The organism is Bordetella tumulicola, from assembly GCF_965138755.1.
Lineage (GTDB): Bacteria > Pseudomonadota > Gammaproteobacteria > Burkholderiales > Burkholderiaceae_B > Bordetella_A > Bordetella_A tumulicola.
Genome location: NZ_CBCSFP010000014.1, coordinates 48,299 through 57,654, shown reverse-complemented (window position 1 = coordinate 57,654; position 9,356 = coordinate 48,299). Strand labels below are relative to the sequence as shown.

Annotated in this window: 10 protein-coding genes; 6 read left to right on the top strand and 4 right to left on the bottom strand. The window is 61.8% G+C overall.

Going from position 1 to position 9,356, the window contains the following annotated elements; translation table 11 throughout:
* Positions 1-14: 14 nt before the first annotated feature.
* The 4 genes from mltA to ACNAZS_RS23925 all read left to right on the top strand — a co-directional run.
* The coding region (gene mltA, locus ACNAZS_RS23940; protein WP_415793050.1) for a murein transglycosylase A at positions 15-982 on the top strand (968 nt) is incomplete at its 5' end.
* Positions 979-2,148 carry a UbiH/UbiF family hydroxylase gene (locus ACNAZS_RS23935; protein WP_415793049.1) on the top strand — a complete coding sequence of 390 codons (1,170 nt, stop codon included), beginning with the start codon at positions 979-981 and terminating at the stop codon, positions 2,146-2,148. The genes mltA and ACNAZS_RS23935, both read left to right, overlap by 4 nt.
* Before the next feature lie 18 nt (positions 2,149-2,166).
* Entirely contained in the window at positions 2,167-2,955 is a 789-nt protein-coding gene (locus ACNAZS_RS23930; RefSeq protein WP_415793048.1) for a DsbC family protein, read from the top strand.
* A 28-nt stretch (positions 2,956-2,983) separates the two neighbouring features.
* Positions 2,984-3,940, top strand: coding sequence for a D-2-hydroxyacid dehydrogenase family protein (locus ACNAZS_RS23925; RefSeq protein ID WP_415793138.1), 957 nt, complete (start codon positions 2,984-2,986; stop codon positions 3,938-3,940).
* Between the two features lie 116 nt (positions 3,941-4,056).
* Here the strand turns inward: ACNAZS_RS23925 and ttcA are convergent, their stop codons facing one another.
* Complete coding sequence (ttcA, locus tag ACNAZS_RS23920) at positions 4,057-5,028, bottom strand: tRNA 2-thiocytidine(32) synthetase TtcA (RefSeq protein WP_415793047.1); 972 nt, start codon at positions 5,026-5,028, stop codon at positions 4,057-4,059.
* A 22-nt stretch (positions 5,029-5,050) separates the two neighbouring features.
* A complete protein-coding gene (folB, locus tag ACNAZS_RS23915; protein WP_415793046.1) occupies positions 5,051-5,410 on the bottom strand; it encodes a dihydroneopterin aldolase in 360 nt (119 codons plus the stop codon).
* A gap of 111 nt (positions 5,411-5,521) precedes the next feature.
* On the opposite strand from folB, the gene ACNAZS_RS23910 reads away from it, so the two are divergent.
* The gene (locus tag ACNAZS_RS23910; protein ID WP_415793045.1) at positions 5,522-6,424 is read left to right on the top strand and encodes an NAD(P)/FAD-dependent oxidoreductase; all 903 of its coding nucleotides are present in this window, start codon (positions 5,522-5,524) and stop codon (positions 6,422-6,424) included.
* A 27-nt stretch (positions 6,425-6,451) separates the two neighbouring features.
* On the opposite strand, the gene ACNAZS_RS23905 is transcribed toward ACNAZS_RS23910, so the two are convergent.
* Both ACNAZS_RS23905 and ACNAZS_RS23900 read right to left on the bottom strand, forming a co-directional pair.
* Positions 6,452-7,213, bottom strand: a complete 762-nt coding sequence (locus ACNAZS_RS23905; protein WP_415793044.1) for a maleate cis-trans isomerase family protein — start codon at positions 7,211-7,213, stop codon at positions 6,452-6,454.
* A gap of 131 nt (positions 7,214-7,344) precedes the next feature.
* Positions 7,345-8,304, bottom strand: coding sequence for a Bug family tripartite tricarboxylate transporter substrate binding protein (locus ACNAZS_RS23900; protein WP_415793043.1), 960 nt, complete (start codon positions 8,302-8,304; stop codon positions 7,345-7,347).
* A gap of 140 nt (positions 8,305-8,444) precedes the next feature.
* Between ACNAZS_RS23900 and ACNAZS_RS23895 the strand changes: the two genes are divergently transcribed.
* Positions 8,445-9,350: a LysR substrate-binding domain-containing protein gene (locus tag ACNAZS_RS23895; RefSeq protein ID WP_415793042.1), complete on the top strand. Its 906-nt coding sequence runs from the start codon at positions 8,445-8,447 to the stop codon at positions 9,348-9,350.
* The last annotated feature ends 6 nt before the right edge of the window (positions 9,351-9,356 follow it).

The window sequence follows — 9,356 nt, the reverse complement described above, 5'->3', positions numbered from 1 at the left end:
GTCCGCGCGGGCNNCNCCGCGCGCCTGGCAGCCGGTTTGTGCGGCGGCAGTCGATTTCGCGGGTGGCTCGGATCCGGCGGCGGTTCGTCAATTTCTGCAGACCCACCTGCAGCCATGGCGCCTGAATGGCACCGACAATCGGACCGCGTCAAATACCGTGACGGGCTATTACGAGCCGCTGGTGCGGGGCTCGCGGCGTCAGGGTGGCGCGTATCAATGGCCGCTGTATGGCGTGCCCGAGGACCTGCTGACCATTGATTTGGGCGCGGTGTACCCCGATTTGGCGGGCAAGCGCGTGCGTGGCAAGCTGGTTGGCAAGCGGGTGGTGCCCTATGACACGCGCGCTACGCTCGAGACGTCCGGCACCAAGCCGCCGGTCATCGTCTGGGTGGATGACCCCGTCGATAACTTTTTCTTGCAGGTACAGGGCTCGGGCCGCGTCCTGCTCAAGGACGGCCCGGACGCTGGTACGACGATCCGTGTCGCCTACGCGGATCACAATGGTCAACCCTATGCCTCGATTGGGCGTTGGCTGATCAACAAGGGCGAGCTGCGCGCCAACGAGGCATCGATGCAAAACGTCCGGGCCTGGGCGCAACGCAATCCGTCGCGTGTGCAGGAAATGCTGAATGCGAATCCGGCAGTGGTGTTTTTTCGCGAAGAGGCGGTAGTAGACCCGGAGCAAGGTCCCAAGGGCGCCTACGGCATTCCATTGGCGCCGCGCCGTTCGATCGCCGTGGATACCAATTTCGTGCCGTTGGGCACGCCCGTGTATTTGTCGACCACGTGGCCGTCGTCTGATCGGCCGTTGCAGGGGCTGGTCTTTGCCCAGGACACCGGCGCTGCCATCAAGGGGGCCGCGCGCGCGGACTTCTATTGGGGGTATGGTGATGAGGCGGGCGCGCAGGCCGGCCGCATGAAACAGCGCGGCCAGATGTGGGTGCTGTGGCCTAAACAGGCCGGGGAGCCCTCTGCGCGATGAAACACCCGATTGTGATTTGCGGGGCGGGCATCGTCGGTTTGTCGAGCGCGCTGGCCCTGGCGCGCAGGGGACAACGAGTGACGCTGCTGGCGCCGCCCGCCACAGTGCCGGCCGCCAGTCCCGATACTTATCATCCCCGGGTGTATGCCATTTCTCCGTCCAGTCAGCGCTTTTTGGCTGAGCTGGGCGTTTGGGACGCCATGCCTGCTGCGCGTATCACGCCGGTGCAGGCGATGGAAATATACGGCGATGCCGATGGCCGGGTTGATCTGAACGCCTGGCAGGCCGCGCAGCCGCAACTGGCCTGGATTGTCGAGTCGGGTGAGATCGAACGGGTGCTCCTGCAGGCCGTACGCATGGTTGGTATTTCCTGGTTGCCTGAGCGTTGTGTCGGCTATCGGCCGGGGGCGGTGCAGACTGCCGCCGGCGAATGGATCGAGGCCGAGCTCTTTGTGGGCGCCGATGGCGCGGCGTCGCCGCTGCGTACGGCTGCCGGCATGCCGCACACGTCGGTGCCTTATGACGACACAGGGCTAGTGGTGCATCTGGATGCCGAGCGTGCGCACCACGGTACGGCGTTTCAATGGTTTCGCGATGACGGGGTGTTGGCGTTGCTGCCGCTGCCCGATACGGCCGATGGTCCGCAGGTCTCCATGGTGTGGTCGATGCATAACGCGCAGGCCCAGGCGTTGCAGACGTTGGCGCCCGAAGAGCAAAGCGCCCAGCTGGAGCAGATGCTGGCGCACGCGGCACAAGGTCGCCTGGGTCGGCTGCGGGTGCGTAGCAAATTGCATGCGTTTGCGCTGACGCTGGATCAGGCGCGCATGACCGCCCCGGGGATTGCGTTGGCGGGTGATGCGGCGCATCGCGTGCATCCCTTGGCCGGGCAGGGCCTGAATCTGGGCTTGGGCGACGTCGAGGCGTTGTCCCGTATCGTCGCCGAGCGTGAGCCTTACCGCGAGGCGGGCGACGCACGGGTATTGCGGCGCTATCAGCGCGCCCGGGCGGAATCCGTATTGGCAATGCGCATGGCGACTGACGGCTTGCATCGTTTGTTCGGCGCGCGTACTGCGCCCCTGGCCTGGCTGCGCAACGCAGGGATGCGTTGGGTGGACGCCGCACCCTTATTAAAGCGATATTTAATCGATGGCGCTTCACGTAACTGAGCAGCCCTAGGAGTTTGCATGAATTTCCGTTTTTCCTCTTGCCTGGCAAGTGTTTTGTGCGCCATGGGCCTTGGCTTGGCGAACGGCGCGTGGGCGCAACCCACGACACCGGCGACCGCGCAACCGGCCGCGGCTCAATCCGCCGCGCCGGATCAGGCGTCTGCTTCCGATCCCGCGACCAAGGCGGTAGAGAAGCGCTTTAGCGAGCTATTCAACGACTTGCCGGTGACCGCCGTACGCCGCACGCCCTATGGCATTTACGAGGTCCAAGTGGGCAGCGATTTGGTGTACACCGATGACAAGGTCAGTTGGGTCATGGAAGGACCGCTGATCGACGCTGCGTCACGTCGCGACGTGACGCGGGATCGTCTGGAAAAACTGGGTTCGGTGTCGTTTGATGAGTTGCCGCTGGATCTGGCCGTCAAGCAGGTGCGTGGCAACGGCGCGCGCAAGATGGCGGTTTTTGAGGACCCCAATTGCGGCTATTGCAAGCAGTTGCACAAGACACTGAAAGACGAAGACAACCTGACGATCTATACTTTTTTGTTCCCTATCCTGGCACCGGACTCGACCACCAAATCACGTGATGTATGGTGTGCCAAGAATCCCGCGCAAGCCTGGAGTGACTGGATGGTCGACGGCAAGACGCCCCCTACGGCGGAATGCGATGCGCCGACCCAGCAAGTGCTGGCGTTGGGCCAAAAGCTGATGGTCCGCGGTACGCCCGCGATATTCTTCCAGGATGGCAGCCGGCTCAATGGCGCCGCGCCGCTAGAGATGATTCGAAGCCGTTTGGGACAACAATAACGGGAGACTTGCCGTGAGTACCGATACGATCAGCATTGCGTTACTCGATGACTATCATGACGTGGCCGAGCGTTACGCCGATTGGACGACGCTGGGGCCGCAGGTGCGGGTACAGACGTTTCGTGATTACCTGCCCGAGGCCGAGCGGGCTGAGGCCTTGCAGCCTTTTGATGTGATCGTGGCCATGCGAGAGCGCACGCCGTTTCCGGCGACGCTGATCGAGTCGTTACCCAAGCTGCGATTATTGGTTACCACGGGGATGCGCAATCTGGCTATCGATATGGACGCCTGCACACGACGCGGTGTCGTGGTGTGTGGTGCACCGGGTGGTGCCGACGCGAATACCGCGACGGCGGAGTTGGCCTGGGCCCATATCCTGGCCCTGTTCAAGAACCTGACCACCGAGGACGCCAACATGCGTCGTGGTCTCTGGCAGACCGGAATGCCCCGGCCGTTGGCGGGCAAGTGCCTGGGTGTCGTAGGGCTGGGCAAGCTCGGCACTGCCGTGGCGCAGGTAGGCAAGGCGTTCGGCATGACAGTGCAAGCCTGGAGTCCCAACCTGACGCCCGAGCGGGCTGAAGAGGCGGGCGTCACGTACGTGCCCAAGGATGCGTTGTTTGCCGATGCTGATGTGGTGAGTGTGCATTTGATTTTGAGCGATCGCACGCGTCACGTGGTGGACGCGGATGCGCTGGCCGCCATGAAACCGTCGGCATTTCTAGTGAACACTTCTCGGGCAGGGCTGGTGGACCAGGAGGCCTTGCTGGATGCCCTGCGCAAGGGGCGCATCGCCGGGGCGGGGCTGGATGTGTTCGACGAAGAGCCCTTGCCACCCACCGATGCGCTGCGCGTGCTGGACAATGTGGTGCTGACGCCGCATTTGGGCTATGTCAGCGCCGAGAATTTCACCGCGTTTTATGGCAATGCCGTCAATGCCGTGCAGGCTTGGCTGGCGGGCAAGCCTGTGCGCGTGCTGAACGCCTGAGTGTGCTGTCATGTGGTGAGCACCGGCGTGCCGCGAGACGCGGTCGCCGGTGTGATGCATGCGGGGATGATGCACGCATCATGTGCCTGATGACCTGTGTGCGGTGGATTCAATGATCACGGTCGCATGAACATGATTTTTTGTTCCGTCATGTCGGCGCCCTCGTCACCACAGCCCTGATCGGTCGTTGCTGCGGTATTGAGCGGGTCAACAGGATCGACAGGATCAAATGCGGTATCGCCGTTGGCATCCGCGATGCCGGTGGGCCTTAATCCCACAAAATCAAACAGTTCGCGATCCATCAGGTGCGATGGTACGACGTTTGAGAGGGCATTGAATACATTCCAGGACCGGCCGGGATGCTGGCGATCCCAGTCGCGGATCATGCGACCGACTTCCTGACGCTTGAGGTTTTCCTGCGAGCCGCACAGATTGCATGGAATGATCGGGAATTGCTTGAGCTTGGCATACGCGATCAGATCGCTTTCCGGGACATAGGCCAGCGGGCGAATGACCGTATGGCGGCCGTCGTCCGAGACGAGTTTGGGCGGCATGGCCTTGGCTTTTCCGCCATAGAACAAGTTCAGGAAAAATGTGGCCAGGATGTCATCGCGATGATGGCCCAGCGCGATTTTGGTGGCGCCCAACTCATCGGCGACGCGATACAGGATCCCCCGTCGCAGGCGGGAGCACAGCGAGCACATCGTCTTGCCCTCGGGGATGACCCGGGTCACGATCGAATAAGTGTCTTGCGTTTCGATATGAAAGGGAACGCCCAGCGAGGTCAAGTAGGTCGGCAGCACATCGGGCGGAAAGCCCGGTTGTTTTTGATCCAGATTGACGGCCACGATATCGAACGGAAAGGGGGCGCGTTTGCGCAGGCTGAGCAAGATGTCCAGCATCGCATAGGAGTCCTTGCCGCCCGACAGGCACACCATGACGCGATCGCCGGCCTCGATCATGTTGTAGTCGCTGAGGGCGCGTGTCGTTTCGCGCGCCAGGCGCTTGGTCAGTTTGTTGCCTTCGTGGCGGATTTTTTCTTCTGCGCGGGTACGTATGACCACGGAGGTGTCGGAGAGAGCTTGCATAGGAGTTTCGCCGTTGCGGCAACTAACGATTGATCTGGATTTCGACACCGACTGACGCGCAGTCCGAGAATGCCATGGGCTTGCTGATGCGCAACCGCAATGCTCGCACTTCGGCAAAGTCGCGCAGCAGGCGCTCAGCGAGTTGTTCGGCCAGGGTTTCGATCAGGTTCACATGTGCCTGGGTGCATTCTTCGACGATGGCTTCGCGCAGGCGACGGTAGTCCAGTACGCTGTGGATGTCCTGGTCGTCGACATCGCGGGTGATATCGACATCGAACTCAGCGTCGACGTGTAGAGGCTGGGTAGCCCGGCGCTCATGCTCCAGAATGCCGATGCGGGCATCCAGGGCCAGCCCGGAAAGGAAAATGCGACGTGTAGGCATGGTGTCTACCTGGGAAAGAGAACCGGAATTGTAAGGCGGGACGCGCCTCTGGCTACAATTTGCCTGTGCGTCGTTCGGGCGCGCGATGGCTATACACGGAATATATCGGACATGCAGCACTACGACGCGGTCATTGTGGGTGGCGGCCCGGCCGGCGCTTCTTGCGCTATCTGGTTGGCGCGATTGGGTTTGGTGCCATTGCTGATCGAGGGCAGTGATCGCTTGGGTGGGCTGGGCAATGACAATCCGTTTGTCGATGATTGGATCGCGGCTTTACCCGGGGTAACGGGCCAGCAGGTCGCGGCCAATATCGCTCAGAGCGTGCAGGCGGCCAAAGTGCCGGTGCATTTGGGCGCCCGCGCGCAGCAAGTTCGACGGATCGCCGACGGGTTTCACGTCGATATCCGACAGGCCGATGGTGCCGACAACACCGTATCGGGCCGGACCTTGGTGATCGCCTCGGGTGTACGTGCGCGCGGTTTGCCGGGGCATCCGGCGGGTGCGGCGTGGCCGGGCGTCTTTATCGGTCCGGGCTCATCCATCATGGCACAAGACTATGCCGGTCTGACGGTGGCCGTGCTTGGCGGAGGAGACAACGCCTACGAGAACTTTGTTTATGTGCGCAATCGCGGCGCCCGTGACGTGCACTTGTATGCCCGCAGCGTGCGTGCACAGCAGCAATGGGTGACTCGTGCCGGCAGTGAAAACGTCCACGTTGGGCCGTATCAGGTGGACCCGGTCGCGCGCACGGTAGATGGGCGCGCCTACGATCTGATCCTGGTGTTTTATGGCTGGGAGCCACAGGCGGCGTTCGCGGATAGTCTGGCGCTGCTGCGCGGCGAGCGTGGCTATATTCACACCGATCACGCGACTGCCGAAACCAGTGCGCGGGACGCCTACGCCATTGGCGAGGTTGCCAATCGTATGCATCCCTGCGTAGTGACGTCGATGGCCGACGGCGTGGTGGCCGCCAAGGCGATTCAGCGGCGTCGGGAGCGCGACGCCGCGTTGTAATGCAACGTTGGGTGTTTCGCGGGCAGGCTAGTATTTGCCCGTCAGTAGTTCACCGGCGTCCGGGACGCGAGTTTCCAGGTTCAGGACTTGCAGCATGCGGTACACGGTCGCGGCGGCGGCCGTCACGACCGGCAGCCCGAGGCGATCCTGCACCGGCTGGATCGATGCCAGGGAAGGCATCTGCACGCAGGCCGACAAGACCACCGCATCCACGCCGCGCGTGTCCAGGCGGCCGACGTGCTCGGCCGGCGCCAGAGGGTTTTGCGCGCCCACCTTGAGGTTATCGGCGATTTCCAGCGACACGCTGTCGTGTACATCGATCCCTTCGTGTTCGATGTAGTCCACCACCAGTTTCGTCAACGGCTTCATGTAGGGCGTCAGGATCGCGACCTTGCGCGCGCCGATTGCGTGCAGGCCCTCGACCAGCGCGCCTGCGCTGGAGATGACGGGGGCGGGCCCGCCATTGTCGACCGTGGCTTGATGCAGACGCTCTTGGGATACGCGGTGATAGCCCAGCCCCTGGCTCATGATGGCAACCAGGCAGGCGTAGCCGAGCACATCCACGCGAGCATCCGAGAGCTCCTGCGCGCAGCGATCCGATTCACTGTCCATCGACGCCAGCTCGGCGGCGGTGACTTGTTTCATGCGCATACGGCTGGAGTGGAACGTGTAGCGTTCGGGGGAGAAGGCCTCGCGCCGCCGCAGCATGGCGGGGATTTCCGTCTCCATGGTCGTATTGGAGCTCGGAACGATCTGGCCGATGCGTATCGTGCGGGGGGACGAAGTCATAGGGAAATTCCTCAAAAAAAAGTGGGGGCAAGGCCCAAGCCTCCTGGCAGGGCAGGTTATCGGGATGCCTATTTAGGCAACGACCAGTGGGCCCAATGTGGTGATAGGGGGCGATTCTTCCGATTGGCTGATCATTCCGTCGTGATGCCCGCATCTTCTACGGTACGTTTCCAGTAGGCCAATTCGGTATCGACACGTTCTTGCAATGCGGCAGGGCCTTCGAATCGGGCTTCGATGCCTGCGGCTTGGGCGTTTTGCACGGTCGACGGCTGCTTGAGCGCGGCCTCGACGCTGTCAGCCAGTTTGTCGAGGACGGCTTGTGGTGTACCTGCCGGAGCAAACAGCCCGACCCAGGATTCAAGCTCGTAGCCAGGCAAGCCTGCTTCTGCGGTGGTGGGTACGTCAGGCAGCATGGGGTGACGCTTGGTGCTGGTCACAGCCAGCGCGCGCAGTTTGCCAGTCTGTACGTGGCCCATGACAGACGGCGGTGTGGTAATGAACACTTGTACATTGCCGGCAAGCACGTCTTTGATGGCCGCACCCGAACCTCTGTAAGGCACGTGGGTCATGTCGGCTCCTGTTTGTTGTTTGAAGACTTCGGTGCCTAGATGAGATAGCGAGCCCACTCCTTGCGATGCGTAGTTGATGCTGCCCGGGGACTGCTTGGTCTCGGCGATGAAGTCCGTCAGGTTGGTGGCTTTGACGGAAGGATGCACCGCAATCACATTGCTGGATATCGTGACAAGGCCGACCGGCACAAAATCTTTGGGCGCCCACGGTAGGTTCTTGCTCAAGTTAGGGTTGCCCACGTGGTACGCAGAATACGAGACAAGCAACGTGTAGCCGTCGGGCTGCGACCGAGCAACGGCCTGATAGGCGATATTGCCGCTGCCGCCATCTTTGTTCTCCACGACGACAGTTTTGCCCAAGGCGCCGGCCAGGGGCTCGGCAATGATACGGGCTGATGTATCAACCAGGCCGCCGGGCGGATTGGGGACGACCAGAGTGACTGTACGACTGGGAAATTCGTCGGCGGCGTGCGCGGCGCAGGCTGTCGCCGCAATAAGTGTGGCAGCGAGCAATTTGTGCATCAGTGTCTCCTGGGAACATACCCTGCGTCTTTGCGCTTAAGGGTAAAAAGCTATTCTGCTCGCACCAAACGATACTTTCCAATATAGTTTTTATCTTGTTTGATAGCTTTGGCAAATAACTCACCGCGATTACTGATCTGATGGAACTGCGCCAACTCCGTTACTTTGCCGTTCTGGCCGAAGAGTTGAACTTCACTCGGGCGGCGGCGCGTCTGCATATATCCCAGCCTCCCTTGAGCCTGCAGATTGCGCAACTGGAGCGGGAATTGGGTGTCCGCTTGTTTGACCGCAACAACCGGCGGGTCGCCTTGACCGAGGCGGGAGAAGCCTTTTTGAATGACGTTCGGCTGACGCTCGGTCGCCTGTCCGATGCCACGCTACGCGTGCGCGATGTGGATCAGGGGGCGGCGGGCCGCATCGAGATCGGCCTGTCAGGCTCGCATTTCCTGGGACCTGTGCCCACGCTGATTGCGCGCTATACGAAACGATATCCGCAGGTGTCGGTGTTGTTGAATGAGATGAATCCGGCCGCGCAACTTGAGGCCCTGCGTGGTCACCGGCTGGACGTCAGCATTTCGCGGACGAAAGTCGATGATGACGTGCTGCAATCCATGCCCTTGTGGCCCGATCCGGTGGTCGTGGCGCTACCGCGGGATCACGCTCTGACCGACCGTAAACGCCTGGCGCTGCAGGATCTGATGGATGAGGCGTTTGTGGTGTTGCGCCAGGAAACATCCGGATTCGCCCGGGCGTTGGGTCAGGCGTGCGCGCAGGCAGGCGTGGCACTCAAGATTGTGCAGACCGTTGCCGAGGTACCTGCACAAGTGGCGCTCGTCGAGGCGGGTTTGGGCGTGGCGTTGATCCCGCGTTCGGCGTGTCGATATGTGGGCGAGCGCATTGCCGTGCGCCCCTTGTCCGTGAAGGTAGGTGATGGCATGGTGTATGCGGTCACCCATCGTCAGAATAGTCGACGGGCGTTGGATTCATTCTTGCGCGCTGCGCTGGAAATCGGCCAAGAGCAGGGTCAGTCACCCGCCGGGGATTGAGCGCGA

Excerpts from the sequence above, each read along its gene's own strand:
- folB (WP_415793046.1), bottom strand. The coding sequence starts at position 5,410 with ATGCCTACACGTCGCATTTTCCTTTCCGGGCTGGCCCTGGATGCCCGC.
- ACNAZS_RS23935 (WP_415793049.1), top strand. The coding sequence starts at position 979 with ATGAAACACCCGATTGTGATTTGCGGGGCGGGCATCGTCGGTTTGTCG.
- ttcA (WP_415793047.1), bottom strand. The coding sequence starts at position 5,028 with ATGCAAGCTCTCTCCGACACCTCCGTGGTCATACGTACCCGCGCAGAA.
- ACNAZS_RS23895 (WP_415793042.1), top strand. The coding sequence starts at position 8,445 with ATGGAACTGCGCCAACTCCGTTACTTTGCCGTTCTGGCCGAAGAGTTG.
- ACNAZS_RS23910 (WP_415793045.1), top strand. The coding sequence starts at position 5,522 with ATGCAGCACTACGACGCGGTCATTGTGGGTGGCGGCCCGGCCGGCGCT.
- ACNAZS_RS23900 (WP_415793043.1), bottom strand. The coding sequence starts at position 8,304 with ATGCACAAATTGCTCGCTGCCACACTTATTGCGGCGACAGCCTGCGCC.
- ACNAZS_RS23905 (WP_415793044.1), bottom strand. The coding sequence starts at position 7,213 with ATGACTTCGTCCCCCCGCACGATACGCATCGGCCAGATCGTTCCGAGC.
- ACNAZS_RS23930 (WP_415793048.1), top strand. The coding sequence starts at position 2,167 with ATGAATTTCCGTTTTTCCTCTTGCCTGGCAAGTGTTTTGTGCGCCATG.